General features: G+C 71.0%; 22 protein-coding genes. 10 read left to right on the top strand and 12 right to left on the bottom strand.

Annotation, left to right across the window (positions count from 1 at the left end; genetic code table 11):
- Window positions 1-137 precede the first annotated feature (137 nt).
- Window positions 138-2,252 (bottom strand): flotillin family protein, encoded by a 2,115-nt coding sequence (locus GA0115254_RS36065; RefSeq protein WP_093899467.1) that lies wholly within the window; start codon window positions 2,250-2,252, stop codon window positions 138-140.
- Window positions 2,253-2,358: 106 nt separating this feature from the next.
- Window positions 2,359-3,042, bottom strand: a complete 684-nt coding sequence (locus GA0115254_RS36060; protein ID WP_093899466.1) for a hypothetical protein — start codon at window positions 3,040-3,042, stop codon at window positions 2,359-2,361.
- A 260-nt stretch (window positions 3,043-3,302) separates the two neighbouring features.
- Between GA0115254_RS36060 and GA0115254_RS36055 the strand changes: the two genes are divergently transcribed.
- Window positions 3,303-4,373 carry a PucR family transcriptional regulator gene (locus GA0115254_RS36055; RefSeq protein WP_093899497.1) on the top strand — a complete coding sequence of 357 codons (1,071 nt, stop codon included), beginning with the start codon at window positions 3,303-3,305 and terminating at the stop codon, window positions 4,371-4,373.
- Window positions 4,374-4,448: 75 nt separating this feature from the next.
- Here the strand turns inward: GA0115254_RS36055 and GA0115254_RS36050 are convergent, their stop codons facing one another.
- Window positions 4,449-4,838, bottom strand: a complete 390-nt coding sequence (locus GA0115254_RS36050) for an SAV_915 family protein (protein WP_093899465.1) — start codon at window positions 4,836-4,838, stop codon at window positions 4,449-4,451.
- 298 nt (window positions 4,839-5,136) lie between these two features.
- The gene (locus GA0115254_RS36045; RefSeq protein WP_093899464.1) at window positions 5,137-5,592 is read right to left on the bottom strand and encodes a tellurite resistance TerB family protein; all 456 of its coding nucleotides are present in this window, start codon (window positions 5,590-5,592) and stop codon (window positions 5,137-5,139) included.
- Window positions 5,593-5,755: 163 nt separating this feature from the next.
- Between GA0115254_RS36045 and GA0115254_RS36040 the strand changes: the two genes are divergently transcribed.
- The 3 genes from GA0115254_RS36040 to GA0115254_RS36030 all read left to right on the top strand — a co-directional run bounded on the left by GA0115254_RS36040 (window position 5,756) and on the right by GA0115254_RS36030 (window position 7,979).
- Window positions 5,756-6,244, top strand: a complete 489-nt coding sequence (locus GA0115254_RS36040; protein ID WP_093899463.1) for a BlaI/MecI/CopY family transcriptional regulator — start codon at window positions 5,756-5,758, stop codon at window positions 6,242-6,244.
- A 7-nt stretch (window positions 6,245-6,251) separates the two neighbouring features.
- Complete coding sequence (locus tag GA0115254_RS36035) at window positions 6,252-7,208, top strand: M56 family metallopeptidase (RefSeq protein ID WP_093899462.1); 957 nt, start codon at window positions 6,252-6,254, stop codon at window positions 7,206-7,208.
- A gap of 216 nt (window positions 7,209-7,424) precedes the next feature.
- Entirely contained in the window at window positions 7,425-7,979 is a 555-nt protein-coding gene (locus GA0115254_RS36030) for a MarR family winged helix-turn-helix transcriptional regulator (protein WP_093899461.1), read from the top strand.
- Window positions 7,980-7,981: 2 nt separating this feature from the next.
- Here GA0115254_RS36030 and GA0115254_RS36025 read toward each other — a convergent pair whose 3' ends face one another.
- Both GA0115254_RS36025 and GA0115254_RS36020 read right to left on the bottom strand, forming a co-directional pair.
- A complete protein-coding gene (locus GA0115254_RS36025; protein WP_093899460.1) occupies window positions 7,982-9,229 on the bottom strand; it encodes a cation:proton antiporter in 1,248 nt (415 codons plus the stop codon).
- 2 nt (window positions 9,230-9,231) lie between these two features.
- Window positions 9,232-9,702 carry a cation:proton antiporter regulatory subunit gene (locus tag GA0115254_RS36020; protein WP_073789085.1) on the bottom strand — a complete coding sequence of 157 codons (471 nt, stop codon included), beginning with the start codon at window positions 9,700-9,702 and terminating at the stop codon, window positions 9,232-9,234.
- A gap of 195 nt (window positions 9,703-9,897) precedes the next feature.
- Here GA0115254_RS36020 and GA0115254_RS36015 point away from each other — a divergent pair, with 195 nt between their 5' ends.
- Window positions 9,898-10,293 carry a nitroreductase/quinone reductase family protein gene (locus tag GA0115254_RS36015; RefSeq protein ID WP_093899459.1) on the top strand — a complete coding sequence of 132 codons (396 nt, stop codon included), beginning with the start codon at window positions 9,898-9,900 and terminating at the stop codon, window positions 10,291-10,293.
- A gap of 79 nt (window positions 10,294-10,372) precedes the next feature.
- On the opposite strand, the gene GA0115254_RS36010 is transcribed toward GA0115254_RS36015, so the two are convergent.
- From GA0115254_RS36010 to GA0115254_RS36000, 3 genes are all read right to left on the bottom strand, one after another.
- Window positions 10,373-11,830, bottom strand: coding sequence for a flotillin family protein (locus GA0115254_RS36010; RefSeq protein ID WP_093899458.1), 1,458 nt, complete (start codon window positions 11,828-11,830; stop codon window positions 10,373-10,375).
- A 71-nt stretch (window positions 11,831-11,901) separates the two neighbouring features.
- Complete coding sequence (locus GA0115254_RS36005) at window positions 11,902-12,411, bottom strand: hypothetical protein (protein WP_093899457.1); 510 nt, start codon at window positions 12,409-12,411, stop codon at window positions 11,902-11,904.
- A gap of 120 nt (window positions 12,412-12,531) precedes the next feature.
- Window positions 12,532-13,017: a peroxiredoxin family protein gene (locus GA0115254_RS36000; protein WP_093899456.1), complete on the bottom strand. Its 486-nt coding sequence runs from the start codon at window positions 13,015-13,017 to the stop codon at window positions 12,532-12,534.
- An 85-nt stretch (window positions 13,018-13,102) separates the two neighbouring features.
- On the opposite strand from GA0115254_RS36000, the gene GA0115254_RS35995 reads away from it, so the two are divergent.
- Window positions 13,103-13,870 (top strand): alpha/beta hydrolase, encoded by a 768-nt coding sequence (locus tag GA0115254_RS35995; protein WP_093899455.1) that lies wholly within the window; start codon window positions 13,103-13,105, stop codon window positions 13,868-13,870.
- On the opposite strand, the gene GA0115254_RS35990 is transcribed toward GA0115254_RS35995, so the two are convergent.
- Window positions 13,822-14,283, bottom strand: coding sequence for a GNAT family N-acetyltransferase (locus tag GA0115254_RS35990; protein ID WP_093899454.1), 462 nt, complete (start codon window positions 14,281-14,283; stop codon window positions 13,822-13,824). The genes GA0115254_RS35995 and GA0115254_RS35990 overlap by 49 nt on opposite strands.
- Before the next feature lie 86 nt (window positions 14,284-14,369).
- On the opposite strand from GA0115254_RS35990, the gene GA0115254_RS35985 reads away from it, so the two are divergent.
- Entirely contained in the window at window positions 14,370-14,642 is a 273-nt protein-coding gene (locus GA0115254_RS35985; protein WP_093899496.1) for a DUF1876 domain-containing protein, read from the top strand.
- A gap of 440 nt (window positions 14,643-15,082) precedes the next feature.
- Window positions 15,083-16,810 (top strand): SpoIIE family protein phosphatase, encoded by a 1,728-nt coding sequence (locus GA0115254_RS35975; protein ID WP_256102956.1) that lies wholly within the window; start codon window positions 15,083-15,085, stop codon window positions 16,808-16,810.
- A 10-nt stretch (window positions 16,811-16,820) separates the two neighbouring features.
- Here the strand turns inward: GA0115254_RS35975 and GA0115254_RS35970 are convergent, their stop codons facing one another.
- Window positions 16,821-17,669 (bottom strand): GNAT family N-acetyltransferase, encoded by an 849-nt coding sequence (locus tag GA0115254_RS35970; protein WP_093899452.1) that lies wholly within the window; start codon window positions 17,667-17,669, stop codon window positions 16,821-16,823.
- A 47-nt stretch (window positions 17,670-17,716) separates the two neighbouring features.
- Window positions 17,717-19,111 carry a hypothetical protein gene (locus GA0115254_RS35965; RefSeq protein ID WP_093899451.1) on the bottom strand — a complete coding sequence of 465 codons (1,395 nt, stop codon included), beginning with the start codon at window positions 19,109-19,111 and terminating at the stop codon, window positions 17,717-17,719.
- Between the two features lie 162 nt (window positions 19,112-19,273).
- On the opposite strand from GA0115254_RS35965, the gene GA0115254_RS35960 reads away from it, so the two are divergent.
- Entirely contained in the window at window positions 19,274-20,557 is a 1,284-nt protein-coding gene (locus tag GA0115254_RS35960; protein ID WP_093899450.1) for a molybdopterin-dependent oxidoreductase, read from the top strand.
- Window positions 20,524-21,060: a hypothetical protein gene (locus GA0115254_RS44935; RefSeq protein WP_256102955.1), complete on the top strand. Its 537-nt coding sequence runs from the start codon at window positions 20,524-20,526 to the stop codon at window positions 21,058-21,060. The genes GA0115254_RS35960 and GA0115254_RS44935 overlap by 34 nt, the downstream gene beginning before the upstream one ends.
- Window positions 21,061-21,096 lie beyond the last annotated feature (36 nt).

The following is a 21,096-nucleotide window of genomic DNA, read 5'->3' as shown; positions in this document are numbered from 1 at the left end:
ACGAGCTACGAGGTGTGTGGTGCGGCTGTGTCCCGCTGCCGGGCCGTGTCCTCGACCTCCCCCATAGCCTTAAGGGCATGGGGGGACCCCCTCGACGGGCTCGATCCTTCCTGCCCGTCCGGCGATCGAGGTCCGCTCTATGCGACCGGCGACCCGTTCCGCGAAGCGGGTACGTCGGACGCCCCCGCCACCGCGGACACCGGCACATCCGCCAGCCCCAACTCCTTTGCTGCGGCCAGCAGCTGCTGCACCTGTCCCGGTGCGACCCCCGCCCCCGGCGCCCGCATCATCCGCATCAGCAGCGCCGAGACCGTCAGGTTCTGCATGTCTCCCGTCGACACCGACCCCAGCACCCGCGTCAGATCGTCCGTGAACGACGACGTGCCGTTCAGCCACGGCCCCGCAAGCGCCTTCGCCGTGTCCGAGTTCTCGACGAACCCGTCGAAGCTCTTGCCCATCGAGATGGAGGAGACGAGCCGGTCGAAGAAGACCGACTCCCCGCCGACGATGTCGATGTCGGCGTTCTCCAGACCCGTCGCCAGTACCGTCGCCTGCGCCTCGGCGACCTGCCGCTGCACATCGAGACCGGCCAGCCGGATCTCCTTCTCCGCGGCGAGCCGCAGCCGGTACTCCTCGTGCCCGCGCGACGCGTCGTCCAGCGCCGCCATCGCGGCCGCCTTCTCGGTGAGCCCCGCCGCCTCGGCCTTCAGCTTCTCGCCGATCATCGCCGCGTCGGCCGTCGCCTGGGCCTGCGTACCCTCCGCTGCCGCGAGCGCCTTGAGCCTGGACCCCTCCGCCTCGGCCTTGAGACGGGCGGACGTGGCCTCGGCCTCGGCGAGACCGGCCTTCTCGATGACGTCGGCCTCCGCTTCGCGTACCTGGATTTCGGCGAGTCCGGGCGCCGCGGACTCCGCCTGGATGCCCTCGGCAAGCCGCAGCTTCGCCTGGGCGTCCAGGTCCGCGGTCTTCAGCCGGGCCTCGGCGAGCGTCAGCTGCTCGGCGGCCAGGTGGGTGGCCGCGGCCTCCGCGGCCTCCGCGGCCTTGATGTCCTTGACCAGCTTCTCCTGGGCCTCCGCCTCGGCGGCGATGACGACCGACCTCCGGGTGCGCTCCGACTCCTCGACGGCCCGCAGCGTCTTGATGGACTCCTCCTGCTCGGCGACCGTACGGTCCACGGCGATCCGCTCGCGGATCACATCGGCGACCTCGCGGCGCTCGGCCTCGACCTCCTTCGTCGCGGCGATCCGGTCGAGTTCGGTCTGCCGCTCGCGCCCGATGACCTCGATCAGCCGGTCCTTCTCGATGCGCTCGTTCTCCACGGCGATGACGCGCTCACGGTTCTTCTGCGCGACGGCGATCTCCCGGGCCTGGTTCTCGCGCTGGATGCCGAGCTGCTCCTCGGTACGGATGAACGCGGTCTGCGCGCCGAGCCGTTCCTCCTCCTGGACCCGGGCGGTCGCGGACTCCTCACGGGCCCGCAGCGTCTCGACCTCGCGGCGCTGCTTGATCTCGGCCTCGGCCTGCCGGCGCTCCAGCTCCAGAATGGTCTCGCGGGCGTCGACGTTCTGCCGGGTGATCTCCTTCTGCTCGGTGCGCTGGTACTCGTTGGTGCGTACGTGCTCGATCGCGGTCAGCTCGGTGATCTTCCTGATGCCCTGTGCGTCGAGGATGTTGGCGCCGTCGAGCTGCGTCATGGGCGTCTGCTCAAGGAAGTCGATCGCGGCGTCGTCGAGGTGGTAGCCGTTGAGGTCCGTACCGATGACCCGGATGATCCGGTCCCGGAACTCCTCGCGCTTGGTGTACAGATCGACGAAGTCCAGCTGCTTGCCCACGGTCTTGAGCGCCTCGGCGAACTTCGCGGCGAAGAACTCCTGGATCGCGACCTTGTCGCTGGCCCGCTCCGTACCGATGGACTGGGCGACCTTGATGACGTCCTCGACGGTCTTGTTGACACGTACGAAGAAGTTGATGTGGATGTCGGCGCGGATGTTGTCCTGGCAGATCAGGCCCTCGCGCCCGGTGCGCCGGATCTCGATGGTCTTCACCGAGATGTCCATGTACTCGGCCTTGTGCAGCACCGGCAGGACGACGGCCCCGGTGAAGGTGACATCGACCTTCTTGGTCTTGGAGATGATCAGAGCCTTGCCCTGTTCCACCTTGCGGAAGAGCCGGCTGATGACGAGAAGCAGGGCGACGGCGATGAGCAGGACAACGGCTACGAGCACACCGAAGCCCAGGGTGATGGCATCCATGACAGTCCTTGGCGGCTGGTGAGGAAGGTGGAGAGGTCTGAGGATTGCGCCCGGACGGGCGGGCGGCCGGACGGATTCGGCGATACGACTGCGACGGGCGGGACGGTCAGCCGGAGCGACGCGGTGTCCGGCGCGCATCCGGGCCGTTACCCGGGCGCGGGTTCGTGCGCGGCTTCGGTGGTCCCGGGTCCAGCGCCTTGTCGTACGGCGAGACCCAGAAGAACTCGCCCTCGTCGTCGTACGCGTACAGAAGCCCCGCACTGCCCGAGGTGAGAACCGCGTCGTCCGCCGGGCCGAGCAGCCTGACCTGGACGATCGCGGTGGAACCGTCGGCCGCCGCGACCTCGGCCTGACCGAAGTCGGCGCTGACGGAACCGGTACGGATCGTGCAGACCCGGCCGAGGAAGTCCTGCCGCGACGGAGGAGGCTCGTCCGGGAATCGCCGGCGCACCAGGCGTACCAGCACCCGCATCACGGACCAGGCGATCAGCAGCGACCCGGAGAACACCGCACAGGCGAGCCACGCGCGGGTGATGCCGGTGGCACCGCTGCGGTGCAGCAGGACCGTGCCGGTCAGGCTCGTGAACCAGCCGACGACGACCATCACGGACACCGAGACGGTGACCGGCACCCCGCCGATCCCGGCCATGCCGGTGTCGAGGTCCCCGTCGAAGGAATGGTGGTCGGCCGCACCGGCCAGCACGAGGAGCCAGAAGAAGACGACGACGCCCAGCGCGGCGCCGAACAGCACGGCGGGAAAGGCGGTCGCAGCACTCAGGAACTCCTGCATCGGTCCGCCCCCTGTTCCTTGCGGGCGGTCCGGTGGTGATCCCGGTGCTGCGGTACCGCGGAGAGCGGTGCCGCAGCAGCCGGGTCTTCCCCCGTATCCCCCGTGTTCCCCCGGTTGGTGCTGATCGATCGTGTCACTCGGGGCCGTGTGACGCACTGCCGGAGTCCGGCAATCTTTGTACGTCCTTGATGCCGGGCACCAGCACCGGCCGGTATGCGTTGGCTGAGTGTCAACGTCACGTAAGGACTTGAGGAGTGCGCGTGCCGGAGCCGGAGATTCCCGACGAGTATCTGGGGAACTATGCCCGCATTCTGGCCGATGTCGCCGCCACCGGGCGCCGGTTGACCCGGGACGAGCTGGACACCCGCCGGCTCCTGGGCCGGGAGGCGGCCGAGGCCGGATTCCAGTTGCGCGCCCTGGTCGGCCTCCATCTCGCGGCGACCCGCACCGCCTGGCCGCAGGCCGCCTTCGCCGATGACGCGTCCACCGACTCCGTGCTGGCCGCGGTCGAGCAGGCCGTCGATGCCTTCGCCGAGGGTTTCGAGCGGGCCCAGCGGCTCACCGTCCGGCGCGAGGAGGCGGCACGCCGCGAGTTCATCGACGATCTGCTGTACGGGCGCAGCGATCTGGGCCGGCTCGCCGAGCGGGCCACCCGGTTCGGGCTGCGCCTCTCGCGCGCCCACGCGGTCGCGGTGGCGACGGGCCCGGAGGCGTACACGGAGACCGACTCCGTGCCGCGCGCGGTCGAGGCGGCGCTGCTCACGCGCTTCAGCGGCCGGAAGATCCTGATCACGACGAAGGACGGGCGGCTGGTCTGTATCGCCCCCGGCAGCCAGCCCGATGTCCTGCGGTATTTCGCCAAGCAGTCGCACGCGGCGACGGACGGCGGCCGGGTTGCGATCGGCCGTCCGCACCGGGGCCCCGGGGGCGTCGTCCAGTCCTACGACGAGGCGCTCGACGCACTCGATCTCGCGGAACGGATGGATCTGGACGATCCGGTGCTGTACGCCGCCGACCTGCTGGTCTACCCGGTGCTGACCCGGGACCGGCAGGCGATGGCCGATCTGGTGCGCAGTCAGCTGGGTCCCCTTCAGCAGGCGCGCGGCGGTGCCGAACCCCTCCTGAAGACGCTCACCGTCTACTTCGACGCGGGCTGTGTGTCCGCCGAGACGGCCCGCCGGCTGTCGCTGAGTGTGCGGGCGCTCACGTACCGGCTGGAGCGCATCCATCAGTTGACCGGTTCCGATCCGTCGGACCCGGTGCACCGCTACACCCTGCAGACAGCGGTCATCGGCGCCCGGCTGCTGGACTGGCCGGCCAAGGAGGTGTGATCCGGCCCGCACCGACGTCCCCCCTGCGGGGTCCGTGGCCTCGTCCGCGGGACCCGTGGCCTTCCCGCCTCTTCGTCAACGCCCGCAGCGGGTGGCGGCGGTGGGCCCGGACCTCGGATACGGGCTGAGCCGGCGGACCCCGGCCGCGGGGGTGACGGCCCGTCCGGGGGCCTGCGCGGTCAGTTGGGGATCGACGGTGAGGGCGGTGACACCGAGCGGCAGGCCGAGCGCGCGCAGGGCCGGTTCGGAGAGCCTGATCCAGGGCTGACCGTCGCCCAGGGTGGCGGCGAGCCGGTGTGCGGAGGTGAAACCGACGGCTGTGCGGTCGCCCAGCGGCGTACAGAAGAACCGTGTCGTCCATCCGGTGGGGCAAGCGGCCGGTCCCGGCCGGACGGGGACGAAGAGCGTTCCGGCCGGGCCGGGTTCAAGAGGTTCGGGGTCGTCCGTTCCGTTGCGGTCGGACATGGTGTGCCTCCTCGACGGGCCCGGGTGCATGCGTGCTGCACCCCTCACGTTATGCCCGTACGTGAGGGGCGACGGCACGGCCCTGACGCGCACGTGACGCGAGACCCCGCACCCGTGACGCGATGCTGATGCGTGCTGCGGGGAGCGGGGTCTCGGAAGGGAGTGGCCGGAGGTGTGCATCGGGGGAGTAGCACGCCCCCGGCCCGCCGGGCACGGGCCGGTGGTCGGTCGGCCCGCGGTTGATCCGGCGCCTTGGGGACGGGACCGGGCGGATCCGGTCCGTCGGGCAGGGGGAGGCTCAGAGGTCGAACTCGTGCGGCGGGAGGTCGAGCGCGAAGCACGCCTCCCGGACGACGGCCTGCTCCGACTTGTCGAAGTCGCCGTCGGCGCCGCCGATGACGATGCCGATCTGGATGACGGCACGAGCCTCGGCAGGCTTCTTCTTCGCCTTGCCGATCTCCTGGAGCACGCTGACCTTGCCGAAGGCGAAGTCGGCGGTGAGCTTGTTCACGTAGTCGTTGAAGCGGCGCTGCAGATCGTCCGCCGGGAAGTTCTGCAGAACTTCGTTGGAGGCGATCAGCGAGGCGACACGCTGGCGTTCCGATGGATCGATGGAACCGTCGGCCGCCGCGACCAGGGCACACATGGCCATGCTCGCGTCACGGAACGCGCCGCTCTTCAGGTCGTTCTTCTTCGCTTCCAGCTGCGACTGCATCGACGAAGCGGATTCCTTGATCCGATCCCACAGTGCCATGACGTCTCCATACGTTGCGTTGCGTTGTGTTGCCGGAATGAATTCCAACTCTACAGACGTGTAGAAGTTAGCAGGACGGGCGCCCGCTGTGTCCCGGAAACATCGGTAAGTAGGATGCTGCGACGCCGCGGCTGACGCGGTATCGCAGAAGGGCGGACCCCAGATGGACTCGGCCAGGCCCGGCCACCACCCGGACAACGAGCCGCCCCACGAGGAAGTGCCCGACGCCGTGAACCCCGGTCCCGCACGCCCCGACAGCCGGCGGCTCCGCAGGCGCGGGCAGGGCGAACTGGAGGCCCAGGTTCTCGCCGTACTGCACTCGGCGAACGGCCCGGCGACGGCCGGCTGGGTGCAGGAACACCTCGACGGCGACCTGGCGTACACCACCGTCATCACGATCCTCTCCCGCCTCTACGCGAAGAACGCCGTGACCAGGTCCCGCGAGGGCCGCTCCTACACCTGGACGTCCGCCTCCGACGAGGCCGGTCTCGCGGCCCTTCGGATGCGCCGCGTACTGGACGGCGAACGGGACCGGGACGCCGTGCTCGCCCGCTTCATCTCGGCCCTGTCCCCCGGTGACGAGGAACGGCTGCGCGCGCTCCTGGCCCGCGCGGCTGCCCCGGACGACCACCCTGACACGGAAGGCCGATAGCGGTCCGATGGGTGTCTTCGTCTGCCTGCCGCTCGTGCTGCCGCTGATCGCCCTGCCGATCGCACGCCTCGCCGAACAGCATCTGCACCCCCGCAGCGCGACCCGGCTGCTCGCCGTCGTCGGGACGCTGCTCGCCCTGTGCAGCACGCTGTGCCTGGGCCTGCTGGTGGTGGTCGGTACGGCCCAGCTCCCGGGCAATCCACTGCCGGACAGCTGGTCGGACCCCCAGGTGCGGGACGCGGTGCCGTACGAGGTGAACGCGGGCATCGCCGCGATCGGCGTGCTGGCCGCGGTGATCGGGGCGTGTGGGTGGACGGTGTACCGCCATGTGCGGCTGCGCATCCGTGCCGGCCGCGCCCTGTCCGCCGCCCCTTCCGTCATCTCGGGCGATGTCGCCGTGCTCCCGGACCCGGAGCCGTATGCCTATGCACTGCCCGGCAATCCGGGCCGGGTCGTCGTCTCGACCGCGATGACCCGGTGTCTGGACGCCCGTGAGCGCGTGGCCCTGATCGCCCATGAGCGGGCCCATCTGGCCGCACGGCACCACCGTTATCTGCTGGCCGCCCAACTCGCGTCGCGTGCCCACCCGTTCCTGCTGCCGTTGCGCACGGCGGTTGCGTTCAGCACCGAACGATGGGCGGACGAGGAGGCCGCACGTGCGGTCGGCGACCGGCGTGTGGTGGCGGTCGCGGTCGGCAAGGCGGCGCTCTTCTCGCACCGGGCCCCGGACGCCTCGGTCGGCTTCGCCGCCTTCGCGAGCTCCGCTGCGGCGGCGGGCCCCGTACCGCGCCGGGTGGCGGCGCTGCTCGCCCCGGTTCCGCAGGCCCGGCTGTGGCCCCCGTCGTCCGCCCATGCCGCCCTGGCGGCTCTTGTCGCGACCGCGGGCACCGCGGTCTCGGCGCTCTCGTCGCTCAACGCGACGGTGACGCTGGTGCGGATTCTGCACGCGGCGACCCCGCTATGAGCCGTACGAAGGAGACCGGATCGCCTGGCGGGCGGGCCGGCAGCCGTCCGCGCTCCTGTCGGCGCCGGATTCCATGGCGGGCGGTGCGGCTCGGAGGGACCGGAAGGCTGATATATCACTATGCAAACGTTGCATAGTCCAAATGTTTGTGCCAGTGCCCGGCGCGCGGGGCGCGTACCGATTCGGGTACCACCGGCGGGCACGGTACAAAGAGGCATGGCCGCGCACGAACAACCACGTGAGGACCGAGCCCCGGACCGGGGCGCGGACGATGACGTCGACGAGGTGACGCGCGCGGTACTGACGGCTTCCAGGCTGCTCGTCGCCGTCTCCGCACGGTCACTGACGGCGGTGCAGGACAGAGTGACGCTGCCCCAGTTCCGGCTCCTTGTCGTGCTGTCCACGAACAGGAATGCCAAGCTGGTGACGCTCGCCGAGCGGCTCGGGGTGAACCCGTCGACCGCGATGCGCATGCTGGACCGGTTGATCGCCGCCGGTCTCGCGGAGCGGGAGGTGAACCCCGCCAACCGCCGTGAGACGGTGCTGCGGGTGACCCCCGAGGGCCGCCGGCTGGTCGAGGACGTCACGGCGGGCCGCCGCCGGGAGATCACCGCGATCGTCGAACGCCTCGCACCGGAGCAGCGCACCGCCCTGGTCGACGCGCTGACCGCGTTCACCGTGGCGGGCGGCGAACCGCCCGTGCCGGGGGACGGCTCGGACGGGTACCCGCTGGGCTGGACGTCCGACATCCCCGCCCACCACGACGTCTGACCTCAGTCGGCGGAGGAGACGAACTCCTCCTGCGCGGCGGGCGCCGGACGGGCCACGGGAATTTCGCCGGCCCCTGTCCCGTCCTTGCCGTTCCGGTCCCGCCACGCCTGGATCCGGGTCGCGACCGGCTGGGTCCAGCGGGCGGTGAGCGGTCCGACGATGACGAGGATGAGGACGTACGCGGTGGCGATGGGCCCGATACGGGGCTCGGTCGCCACGGCCAGGCCGGCGATGACGATGGAGAACTCGCCACGTGCGACGAGCGTTCCGCCGGCCCGCCACCGCCCGCGCGAACCGATCCCGGCCCGCCGGGCCGCGTACCACCCGGTGCCGATCTTGGTGAGGACGGTGACGACGGCCAGCAGTGCCGCCGGAAGCAGTACCGGCGGAATCTCGGCCGGATCGGTGGAAAGTCCGAAGAACACGAAGAAGACGGCGGCGAACAGATCCCGCAGCGGCGTCAGCAGCTTGCGCGCCCCCTCGGCGACCTCGCCCGAGAGCGCGATACCGACCAGGAACGCCCCGACGGCCGCGGAGACCTGCAGCTCCTGTGCCACGCCGGCCACCAGGACGGTCAGCCCGAGCACGACCAGGAGCAGCATCTCCGGATTGTCGGAGGACACGGCCCGGCTGATGAGCCGCCCGTGCCGCAGTGCCAGATAGAGCACGAACCCGACGGTGCCGAGTGCGATGAGCAGCGCGATGCTGCCCCCGGCGAATCCCACGCCCGCGAGCATCGCGGTGAGCAGCGGCAGATAGACGGCCATCGACAGGTCCTCGATGACCAGAACACCGAGGATGACGGGCGTCTCCCGGTTCCCCAGCCGCCCCAGATCGGTGAGCACCTTCGCGATGACCCCGGACGACGAGATCCAGGTGACACCGGCCAGTGCGACGGCTCCCACGGGCCCCCACCCGAGCAGCAGCGCCGCCACCGCGCCCGGGGTCGCGTTGAGTACGAAGTCCACGGCGCCGGAAGGATATTGCGTCTTGAGGCTGGTCACCAGCTCCGAGGCGCTGTACTCGAGACCGAGCAGGAGCAGCAGCAGAATGACGCCGATCTCGGCGCCGACGGCGGTGAATTCCTCACTGGCTCCGAGCGGCAGCAGCCCGCCCTCGCCGAAGGCGAGCCCCGCCAGCAGATAGAGCGGGATCGGTGAGAGCCCTATTCGTCCGGCGAGCCGCCCGATGATTCCGAGGCCCAGAATGACGGAGCCGAGCTCCACCAGCAGCGCGGTCGTGTCGTGCACGGTCAGCCCTCCGCAATGATCTCGGAGAGCGCGTCGACGCCCTCACGCGTACCCACGACAACGAGCGTGTCCCCGATGGCCAGCCGGAAGTCCGGTCCGGGCGACGGATGCGCACTGTGCGTCCGCAGCACGGCCACGATCGAGGCTCCCGTCCGCGTCCGCGCCCGGGTGTCCCCGAGCAGCCGCCCGCCGTACGGAGAGCGCGTCCCGAGCGGTATGTGCTCGGTGACGAGGTCGATGCCCTCGGTCCGTACCGCGTCGATCGGCGCGGCGTCGATGAGGTGCGCGAGACCGGTGGCCTCCTGCGGTGTCAGGGGTACCGAGAGCCGGCACGAATCAGGATCGTCCTGGTCGTAGAAGCCGATGAACCGCCGCCCGTCGTGGTGGACGACGACGGAAATGTGCTGTCCCGACTCGGTCGTGTAGTCGTACTGCACACCGACTCCGGGCAGCGTGGTGCGGTGGGTTCCCATGGCTTCCTCCCGAGAGGTACGGCGGCATATTGACGTACTTGGTGATCTCTTTAGCTACGCATTACCTTATCCGGAGGCTCCCGCCGTCTCCGGCGTACGGGCGTGGGGCGGGCCCATGACTAAACTCACCCGGACCGGTGTGTCGCCGAGGCCGCCTCCGGGCGACGACCGCAGCAACCGGCGGAAGGACCGAGAATGTCGCGCAGCCGAGAGCTCAAGTTCCGGGCGGTCACGTCGTTCCAGCGGCATGTCGTCAACCCGCTCGCCAGACAGTCGCGGTCGCAGGCCCTCCTGGAGACGACGGGCCGCACCTCCGGCCTCCCGCGCCGCACCCCGGTCGGCGGCAGCCGCGTCGGCCAGGAGTTCTGGCTGGTCTCGGAGTACGGCGAGAAGTCGCAGTACGTACGCAATATCCAGGCCGACCCCCGGGTCCGGGTCCGCATCAAGGGCCAGTGGCACACCGGCACCGCCCACCTCCTTCCCGAGGACGACGCCCGCGCCCGGCTCAGGAGGCTGCCGCGCTACAACAGCGCCGTGGTGCGGGCCCTGGGCACGAACCTGCTGACGGTGCGGGTGGATCTGGCGGACTGACGCCGGGCTCCACCGGTCCGGACGTGCGCGTGCCCGGCCGGTGCGGTGCCGGCCGGGCACGGGCGTGGTGCGGGCCGGATCAGTCGGTGATCTCGATCTTCCCGTTGGCGGATGCGGCGGGGGACGCGTCCGGTGCCCGGTCGGGCAGATCGGCGGAAGTCGCGGCAGCCGTACCGCCCTTGAGGTTCTTCAGCAGCGCCGCCAGGTCGACTCCCGTGGTGGAGCTGAGGAGTTCCATGCCCTGGGCGACGTTGTCCGTGACCGTACGCGACAGTTGGCTCGCGCCATCCGTCGAGATCACGGTCATCTTGTCGATGGCGCTCAGCGGCTCGGACGCCTTGGCGACGACGTGCGGCAGCACCTCGACCAGCATCTGGAGCACGGCCGCGTCGCCGTACCGGGCGAAGGCGTCCGCCTTCTTCTGCATGGCCTCGGCCTCGGCCGCGCCCTTTGCCGCGATGGCCGCGGCTTCCGCCTCGCCCTCGATGCGCACGGCGTCGGCGAGGGCCGAGCGGTGCAGCTTCTCGCCCTGACCGGTCAGCCGGGACCGCTCGGCGTCCGCCTCGGCCTCCTTGACCTGGGCGATCCGGCGAGCCTCGGCTTCCTGCTCGGCCTGGTAGCGGGCGGCGTCGGCGGGCTTGCGGACCTTGGTGTCGAGTTCGCGGTCGGTCAGTGCGGCCTGGCGCTGGGCGACCTTCTCCTGCTCTGCGAGGACTTCCTGCTGGCGGGCCGCCTCGGCGAGCGGGCCCGCCGCGTTGGCCTTGGCCGCGGCGGCTTCCGTCTCGGCCTTGATCTCGGCCTGCTTGAGGTAGAAGGTCCGTTCGGCGATCGCGATCTCCTCGGCGGCCTTGAGCCGGGCCTGCTCGGAGGCGCGCTTGGCGATCGCCTCCGCGATGTCCGCCTCCTGCTTGGCGCGGGCGGCCTCGGGGCGGCCGAGGTCTTCGAGGTAGGAGCCCTCGGTGGTGATGTCCTGGATCTGGAAGGCATCAAGGATCAGGCCCTGCCCGGAGAGGCTGGCCTCGGCCTCCTCCGCGACCTGGCCGGCGAACGCGGCACGGTCGCGGATGATGTCCTCGACCGACATCCGGCCCACGATGGCGCGCAGTGCGCCGGAGAGCACTTCCTGGGTGAAGCCGACGATGCCGTCCTGTTGCTGCAGGAATCGCTGGGCCGCGGCCCGGATCGCTTCCTCGTTGCCGCCGACCTTGACGATCGCGACGCCTTCGAGGTGGGACTTCACACCGCGCAGGGTGACCGCTCCGCGCACGGCCACCGGGATGTGCCGGCTGGACAGGTCCAGGGTGAACTTCTGCTGGACGAACGGGACGACGAAGACTCCGCCGCCGACGACGACCTTCTGGCCGCTGTTGTCGATGCTGGTACGGCCGGTCACCGGGTCGGTCGACTTCTTGCCGCGGCGTCCCGTGATGATGAACGCCTCGCTGGGCCCGGCGACCTTGTAGCGGGTGATGACGACGAGGGCGAGCAGTACCAGGAGTACGACGACTCCTATGACTGCGGTCACGACTGGGCTCATAAGGGTGTCCCCCCTGCCTCCCTGCGGGGACGGCAGCTTGATTTCGGGCGGTGTATCGGCTCGGGCGGTGGTCAGCGCTCGACGGGGCGGACCGCGACCGAGGTGGCCGACAGTGCGGACTCCACCCAGATCTCGGTGCCGCGTGCGACCGGCACCGGGCTCTTGGCCGCCAACTTCACTGTCTGGCCAGCGAGTTGCAGCAGGACCTCGCCGTAACCGTCGGCCGGGATGGCTGTGACGACCGACCCGGACGAGCCGACGAGATCGTCGCCGCGCGGTGTGACGCTGGTCTGGTCCCGCATCAGGGCCCGGCTGAACTTCCAGGTCAGCCAGGCCGCGACGACCCCGGCCAGCACTCCGGCGGCGGTTGCGGCGACCGTGCCGGCGCCGGTGGTGCCGAGCACGATCGCGCCGCCGAAGCCGAGCATCGAGAGGAATCCGGCGATGACGGGGAGGGACAGGAGGCCGTCGAAGAGGCCGTCCAGTACACCTCCGAAGAGACCTTCGAGGATGCCGTCGAAGATCAGGGACAGGGCGAGCAGAACGATTCCCGCAATGCCGAGACCGAGAAACAAGGTCACGTGATCACCTCCCCGATCTCCGAAATCCCCCGAACATGACTCCCCCGAACATTTCCGTCGAACTGGCTGGATGATCCCATACATACCCGGCAACGGATACTGCCGGGTTCCGGCAATCTTTTACGCGTTTTTGATGCCGGACAGGTGTTCGGCCAGCGTGTCCAGTGACTGGAACGTGGCTCCGAGCAGGGCGACATGCTTCCAGCGCAGTACGCCGTCCGGCCCGATGAGGAAGACCGCGCGGCGCACCCCGATCCCGGGCGCCGCGACACCGTACGCCCGGGCGATCTCCCGTCCGGTGTCCGCGAGCAGCGGCATCCGCAGCCCGTGGGCGCGGGCGAACGACTCATGGCTGTCCACACCCTGTGGACTGATTCCCCAGACCTCCGCGTCGAGCTCGCCGAAGGTCTCCATGCCCGAGGAGTACGAGCAGAGCTGCTTGGTGCACACGGTCGTGTTGTCGCCCGGATAGAACGCGAGGACCACGGCACGGCCGCGTGCGGCGGAGAGGGTGTAGTCGCGGCGCTCGAACGTCTCGCCGGTGAGCGCACCACCCGGCAGCGTGAAGTCCTGGACGGTACTGCCGATGTGTGGTGACGATCCCATGTCGTTTCCTCCGTGGTCCGGTGCTGCGGAAGTGTTCCGTACAGCATGCTCGTTACGGGTCCGGCTCCCGCGCCAGGAGGCACGCATGACAGAACCGCCGTCCGCCGTCCGCCCGTCCGCGGCCGTGTTACTGCTGCACGGCGGCGCGGAAACGGGCCTGGGCCCGCCCCCGCCCGGCCCGCTGAACCTCCCCGCCCTGCGGATGCGCCCGTTCGCGCGGGCCATCGCCGCGGCGACGGGCGACGGCGCAACGGACGTTCTCGTACGCACTGCCCGCTACACGCACCGCGGCTGGAACGGCCCCCGCGAGGACCCCTTCCACGACGTCGTGGCCGCCCTCGACGCCCTGCGCCGCGAGGCCGGCGAGATCCCGGTGGTCCTGGTCGGCCACTCGATGGGCGCCCGCGCCGCCCTCCGCGCTGCCGGTCATCCGCTGGTACGCGGGGTGGTCGGCCTCGCCCCGTGGTGTCCGGCCGACGATCCGGTCGCCCAACTCGGCGGCCGCGATGTCGTCCTGCTGCACAGCACCCGCGACCGCATCACGAGCCCCCGGGCATCCCAGGCCTTCACCGGCCGCGCCCGCCGCGCCGGTGCCCACACCTGTCTGGTCGCGATCCGGCGCAGCGACCACGCGATGCTCCGACGCGCCCGTACCTGGCACGCGCTGACGACATGGATCGCCACCGGCCTGCTGGACCCGGCCGCGCTCCCCGAGGCCGTTGCGACCGCACTCCGGCTCCCGTCGGACGCTCCGGCGACGCACGGAACCCTCGACCTCGACCGGCTGGACCTCGACCGGCCGGACTACGCCCGGACCGGGCGCGGCTCCGGGCCGTCCATCGGGTATCGGTAGACCGTCGACTCCCGCGCCCGGAAGCCCAGACGCTCGTACAGCCGGTTCGCGGCGGCGCGGTCCGGCCGGGAGGTGAGGTCGACGGTCCGCGCACCCGCCTCCCGGGCCAGCGTCAGCGCCTCCTGCGTCAGCAGGGCCGCGATCCCCTGCCCGCGCGCTTCGGTGTCGACCACGACGTCTTCGATGCGGGCCCGCAGCCCGGTCGGCACGGGAAGCAGAAGCAGCGTCAGCGTTCCGACGATGCTGCCCGCGGCGCGAGCGACGAGCACTGTATTCGTCTCGCACCGCACCAGCCGGTCGACCGCCTCGTGATCCAGCGGACGGGCGGTCGAGGACAGTTGGGGCAGCAGCCGGGCGAAGGCGGCCACGATCTCCCCAGTCGCTTCGTTGACGATCTCTACGTCGACGCTCATGACGCGGAGCCTATAGCGGGCGGCGGGGGAGGTGTCGTGGTGCAGGGGCGGGGTTACGGGCGCACCCTGGTAGGGAGGTGATCGTCATGACGAAGACAACTGTCGGGTGGCACGTGGACATGGAATTCGAGGAGGACTCCCACCGCACCCGTGCGGCCGCCCTGGTGCGGCTTCCGGACGGGAACGAGGTGCGGGCCCATGGATATGCGAGCCGTCACCCCTCCGACAAGGATCAGCCGAGGGTCGGCGAGGAGATCGCTGGAGCCAGAGCACTCAATGAGCTGGCGATGAAGATGCTGACGAAGGCGCACGACGAGATCGACGAGGCGTCCGGGCGGACATCGCACCCGCTCACCTGAGTCCCCGGGGGCGTAGTGGCCCGGGAACATGTCGACGCCGCTTGTGATCGGACGGTCGGTGGTGGCGTCGTCGGTGGCTGTTCCGTACGAGCCGAAGACCATGTGAGGGAGGACCCGTAGCGCGTACAGCTGAATGATCGCTGCTTCGAGGTCGAGGATGTCCGGTCGGCCGCGTTCCGCGAGGCTGCGGAGTGCGTCGGCCGCGGCCGGGTGGTGCCCTGCCCCGGGTGGACGGCCTCGGGGCCGGCCTCGGGGGCTCCTGATGCCCCGCGGGAAGCCGCGGAGGGGACCGGCGGGCCGCACGCGCACCGAGGGGGAAGGCGGGCCCCGTCCGGCGAAAGAGGACATGACGGGACCCGGTGCGGATGCGCGGAGGGCACGGGCGGCCGACGATTGAATGCCGGGCAGCGGGACGTCCGTGTCCGTCCCAGGAGGTTGACGTGCAGGCCGATGCGTACGCCGACAGCGTGGTGCCGTTCGACCCCACGGCCCTGGCGGCTGCCCTGGTCGACGGCACCATGGCCGGTGTGGGCGTGCTCGACACGGGGCTGCGCTACCTGTACGTCAACCCGGCCCTCGAACGGCTCAACGGCATTCCGGCCGCCGAACACCTCGGTCGCACCGTCTCCGAGGTCCTCCCGGGAGTCGACGCGGGCGAGGACATGATGCGGGCCGTGCTCGCCGACGGGAAGCCCCGCGAGATCACGTCCAGCGGAGTCACCGCCTCTGCGGCGGGCTCGGTCCGGCGGTACTGGCACGGGGCGTACCACCGGCTGGAGGTCGGCGGGCGGATCGTGGGCGTGGCGGGGATCGTGATGGAGGTCATGGCCTCGGACAAGGGGCGGCGCGAGCTGGAACAGGCCCGGCGGCATCTGACCATGCTCGACACCGCGGCGGCCCGGATCGGCACCACGCTCGACATGGACACCACCTGTGCGGAGCTCGTCGACCTCGTCGTGCCGGGGCTGGCGGACCTCGCCACGGTCGAGGTGTTCCCGCCCGACGTCGCCGCACCGGTGCGCCCCGCGCCCGCCGGTGTGCTGCGACTGCGCAGGGCCGCGCTGACGGCGGTGGCCCGGCTGCGCGACGAGCTGCCGGGGTTCGGACTGACCGGTGAGTACGTCGACTACCAGGAGGGTGCGGCCGTACAGCGCTGTCTGGCGGCCAACCAGCCGGTCGTGGAGAACCACACGACCGACGAAGAGCTCGCCCGCTCCGCCCCCGCCCCCGAGCGGGTCGCCGCCTACCGTGCCCTGGGGATGCATTCGGTGGTCATCGTGCCCGTCGCCGTACGCGGCCGTCCGCTCGGCGTCCTCGGCCTGATCCGGGCGGGGGACTCACCGGTCTTCACGGACGAGGACGTGGTGGTCGCCCGGGAACTCGCGGGCCGGGCCGCCGTCGATCTCGACCACGCCCGCCGGTACGGCCACGAGCACACCATCGCCCTGGAGCTGCAACGCTCCCTGTTGTCCGAGCCGCGCCCGCCACACCCGCACATCGAGATCGCCACCCGCTATCTGCCGGCCGACCGGAGCGTGATGGTCGGCGGTGACTGGTTCGACGTCATCCCGCTGCGGGACGGGCGGCATCTGAAGGCGATGGGCGATGTGATGGGCCACGGGGTGGAGGCGGCGGTCGCCATGAGCCACTACCGCTCGCTGCTGCGGATGTTCGCCGACGACGATCTGCCGCCGCACCGCATCCTGGAACAGCTGGACCGGATGGTCGAACGGTCCGGACTGGACCGGGCGGCGACCTGTCTGCTGGTTGTCGTCGACCGGTTCTGCGGGGTGTGCGATGTGGCGAGCGCCGGGCATCTGCCGCCGGTGCTGATCGATCCGGGGGAGGCGGGAACCCGGTTGTGCGACGAGGTACCGGTGGGGCCGCCGCTCGGCACCGGGTTCGGCGGGTACCGGACGGTATCGGTGGAGTTCGGGCCGGGCACGGTGCTGTTCATGTACACCGACGGCCTGGTGGAGCGGCGCGGCGAGGACATAGACGTCTCGGTCGGCCGCCTCAGGGAACTGACCCTGCCCGCGGGCGGGAGCCTGGAGGACCTGCTGGACGAGGTCCTCGAACGGTTCGGACCGGGTGCGGAGGACGACATAGCGGTACTGGCCTCACGCACCCGCCCCCGCGCCGCTTCCGAGAGGGCGACCCGCCGGTGAAGGCACCCCGTCAGCCCAGCTCCAGGCTGGTGATGCCGAACAGTCCGGTGTGGTCGACGTCCGGTGTCGGGCCCGTGTACATCCGGGCGGTCTCGAACGACGGGGTGAGGCCCAGCTGTTCCGCGAGGCGCACGGCGCCCGGGTTGATGTCGGGTACGTCGATCGCCACCGGGGTGCCGGGGTCGGTGGCCGCGAGTGCGCCGACCAGGACGCCCGCCACCTCGGGCGACTCCGCGTACACGGGACCGATGCGGGACGACGTGCGGCAGGGGCGGATCACGGCGAGGCCCCGCAGCTCCCCGTCGCGGACGGCGGCCAGCGAGGTGCGTGCGGGCCCGGCGATCCACGGTGCGAGGAAGCTGTCGCGGTCGGCGGGGAAGAAGCGGCGGTCGTACGAGGCCAGTTGACCGAAGGGGAGGGTGCGGGCATCGACGAGAGCGGTGCCGGGCGGGGCGGTCGGCGCGGCGGTCGGCAGGCCCTCGTAACGCATGTTCGTCCATGCGGAACGGAACCCGGATCTGCGGTAGTTGGGCTGCTGGGCCACCACTCCGTCCAGCCCGACGTTGCGCCCGTCCAGCCGTGCCATGCCGGCTCGCCACAGCTGGATGCCGTAGCCCCGGCCGCGCAGTTCGGGGCGGGTGAGGTAGAAGCCCAGGAACCCGAAGCCGGAGCCGTAGCGGACCACGGAGACGCAGGAGACCGGTTCGCCGTCGAGCCGGCCGATCAGGAAGCCGCGCGGGTCGGCGGCGAAGAAGGCGTGACGGTCGGTCAGGCCGGGGTTCCAGCCCTCCGCGTGGGCCCATTCGGTCAGCGTCGTGAGGTCGTCGGCGCTTGCGGTGGTGATCTCGAAGTTCGGCACGGGGCAGCTGTACCCCGCGGGCGATCGGTTCAACGGTGGTTTCTCCGTCACCACCCGGTCCACAGGAGGTGGTTGACGAGCAGGGCGACGACGGCCTGCGCGGTCAGCCAGCCGCGCCGGGTGCCGGTGGGCAGAAGGGCGGCGGCGGGCAGCAGCCAGAGGATGAAGGGCTGCCAGATGCGTTCGGTCTCCGCCTTGCTCATCCCGGACAGGTCGGCGGCCAGGAGTGCCAGGAGCGCCATCAGGGTGAGCAGAATCAGCCGTTGGGACGCACAGGTGGTGCCGGTGCGCAGGGCGCGTACGGCACCGGGGGCACCGGCCGCGGCGCGGCGGAGTCCGGCGACCGTGGCGAGGCCCGCGGCGATCGTGGTGCAGGCGAGATTCGCCCAGACCCAGTACGAGTACGGGCGGAAGCCGCCGGCCCCTTGGTAGTAGCGCTCGACCAGCAGCCGGTAGCCCTCCCACCAGTTGTAGCCCGCCAAGGTGAAGAGGACCGGGACGACCAGCGCTCCGGCGAGGAAGAGGGGGAGGGGGCGGGCGGTACGGGCGAGGACGAGGACGGCCAGGAGCAGGACCGCGATCAGTGTCAGACCGTAACTGAGGTAGCAGGTCAGCCCGAACAGCAGACCGGAGGCGAACGCGGCGGCGCGGGGGAGGCGGACCGAACGGGTCGCGGCCAGGGCGAGGAGCGCCACGGACCAGGCGGCGACGGCGGCGAAGTAGGCGTCCGCCGAGGTGCCGGTCCACACCGCGACCGGTGCGAGGACCAGGAACGGGGCGGCGCGGCGGGCGAGGCGCTCGTCAGCCAGAGCACGGAGCGCGACCAGGGCGGCCGGTACGGCGGAGCTGCCCACCACGATGCACCAGACCCCGGCCCAGGCGCCGCCGCCGAGCCCGATGCGGTCGAGCAGGACGAAGGTGAGCGTGGCGCCCGGCGGATGCCCGGCGACATGGGTGGGCCAGTTGTCCGGGGAGCCGAGCAGGATGTGGTCGTCGAAGCCGCGCAGGGCCGCACCGATGTTCTGGAAACGGTCGATGGCCTGCAGATATTCATGCTTGGTCGTGAGCCGTTCGGCGATGCCCCGGCCCCAGCCGTCGATCAGCGCCAGCGAGAGGACCCAGGCGAGCGACGCCGCCCAGGCGGCCGGGAGCAGCGCCCGTCGGCGGATACGGTCGGCCAGCGGTGGCCCGTATGCGACGACGGCCGCTGCCACGACGACGGCGGCCGGGGTGCCGGGGCCGGTGTGCGGGTACCAGGACGCCAGCAGAGGTGGCCAGTGGACGTAGAGGCTTCCGTCGGCGTCCTGGATCGACCTGCCGACGAGCACGGCGGCGGTGACGAGCAGAACGCCCGCGGCGGCGGCGATCAGGTCGCTTCGGCGGCCGGTGCGGCGACCTGTTCCGTCCATGGTGGGGCGTTCTGTGCGGTCCTCGGTCTTCACGCAGGCACGCTATGCACAGCAGGACGGCTACGCGTGATGCCACAGGATCGTGTCACCGGACCGTCAGATCTTGCTCCGGCTGCCCGCTCCGGGGTGTGACGTCAGAGATTCGTCAGGAGTCGTACGCCCTGCGGTCGGGCGTTCCGGACATAGCTTCGGAACATGGGTGACAGACGTTTCGGAAAAGGCTCCCCCCGCCCGGCCTTGCTGGAGCGGCTTCCCTCCTCGCCCGGGTTCTGGCGCAGCCCGGTGCGGGGTGTCCGGTTCACGGCGGTGCTCGGGCTGGTCCTGCTCGCCGGGCTCACCCTGCTGTTCGTGACCGGTCTGCTGTCGTACGCCGCGTACAACCCGGACCTTGCGCCGGTCAACGACAAGACGCCGGGCAAGGGCCTGCTGGGGTTCTATCTCTTCGCCTGGCCGACCGGTCCGCACTGGCTGTACCGGCTGACGCAGGGGCTGCATGTCACGGTGGGCATCGCCCTCGTTCCGGTGCTGCTGGCGAAGCTCTGGTCGGTGATCCCGAAGCTCTTCGCGCTGCCGCCGGCCCGGTCGGTGGGGCATGCGCTGGAGCGGGTGTCGCTGCTGCTGCTCGTCGGCGGGGCATTGTTCGAGTTCATCACCGGGCTGCTCAACATCCAGCTGGAGTACCTGTTTCCGGGGTCGTTCTACCCGCTGCACTTCTACGGGGCGTGGGTGTTCTTCGCCGCGTTCCTCGCCCACACCGGGCTGAAGCTGCCGCGGGCCGTACGGGTGTTGCGGGGCGGCCGGCTGGAGGGCTCCGCGCCGGGCGAGGTGGATGAACTGGCCTCGCCCGCCCCCGCCGCGCCGACCGTCTCCCGGCGCGGCGCGCTCGCCATGGTGGGCGGTGGGTCGCTGTTGCTGCTGATCACGTCGGCGGGCCGGAGTTTCGACGGGCCGGCGCGGCAGATGGCCCTCCTCACTCCGCGCGGCGTGGCCGAACCCGGCCCGGGGCCGAACGGCTTCCAGATCAACAAGACGGCCGCGGCCGTCGGAGTGACGGCGGCCGATACGGGGAAGGGCTGGCGGCTCACCGTCGGCGGGCCCGCCGGGGAGATCCGGCTCAGCCGGGAACAGCTGCTGGCCATGGACCAGTACAGTGCGGCGCTGCCGATCGCGTGCGTGGAGGGCTGGGCGACGTCGGACCAGTGGTGGCGCGGAGTGCGGCTGAGCGATCTGGCGGTACTCGCGGGGTATCGGGACCGGCCGCCTGGGGTGCTGGTGGAGTCCGTCCAGCGCCGTGGGGCGTTCCGGAAGGTGGCGCTCCGTGACAACCAGGTGCGCGACCCGCGCTCGCTGCTGGCGTTGCAGGTCAACGGCGAGGAACTGTCGCTCGATCACGGATACCCGGCGCGGATCATCGTCCCGGCGGCCCCCGGTGTGCTCAACACCAAATGGGTGGCCCGGCTGACGTTCGGAGAGCTGTGAACAGGGTGAGTCCTCGGGACTTTCTGCGGCGTTGGTACGGGGAAGGGCCGCTGCATCTCCTCCTGCTGGCCGCGACGTTCGCCCTCGCGGGCTATGCGGGCGTGCGGCTGCTGGCGGGCGACACGTTCGCGATCGTGGTGTGGTTCATCGGCTCCGCGCTCCTGCACGATCTGGTGCTGCTGCCGTTGTACGCGTCGGCCGACCTGGTCGTACGGCGTTCGCTCGGACCCCGTACCGGGCTGGTCAACCACATCCGCGTACCGGCCTTCCTCTCCGGCCTGCTCCTGCTGATGTGGTGGCCACTGATCACCCGGCACGCGGTGCGGTACGAGCCCTACAGCGGGCTGTCCCCCGACGTGTTCCTCGGCAACTGGCTGCTGATCACGGCGGTGCTGTGCGCGGGCTCGGCGCTCCTGCTCGTGGTCAGGACCGTGCGGTCGCGGCGCGGGCAGGGCAGGGGTGGGCGGCCGACGGCGGTCCGGGGCGGCCGCCCACGGGGGTGAGGGTTCCGTCCTCAAGCGCCGGACGGGCCCGTCCGG

Source organism: Streptomyces sp. Ncost-T10-10d, assembly GCF_900091955.1.
Lineage (GTDB): Bacteria > Actinomycetota > Actinomycetes > Streptomycetales > Streptomycetaceae > Streptomyces.
The sequence above is the reverse complement of the archived record's forward strand: the minus strand, read 5'-3'. Positions and strand labels throughout refer to the sequence as shown.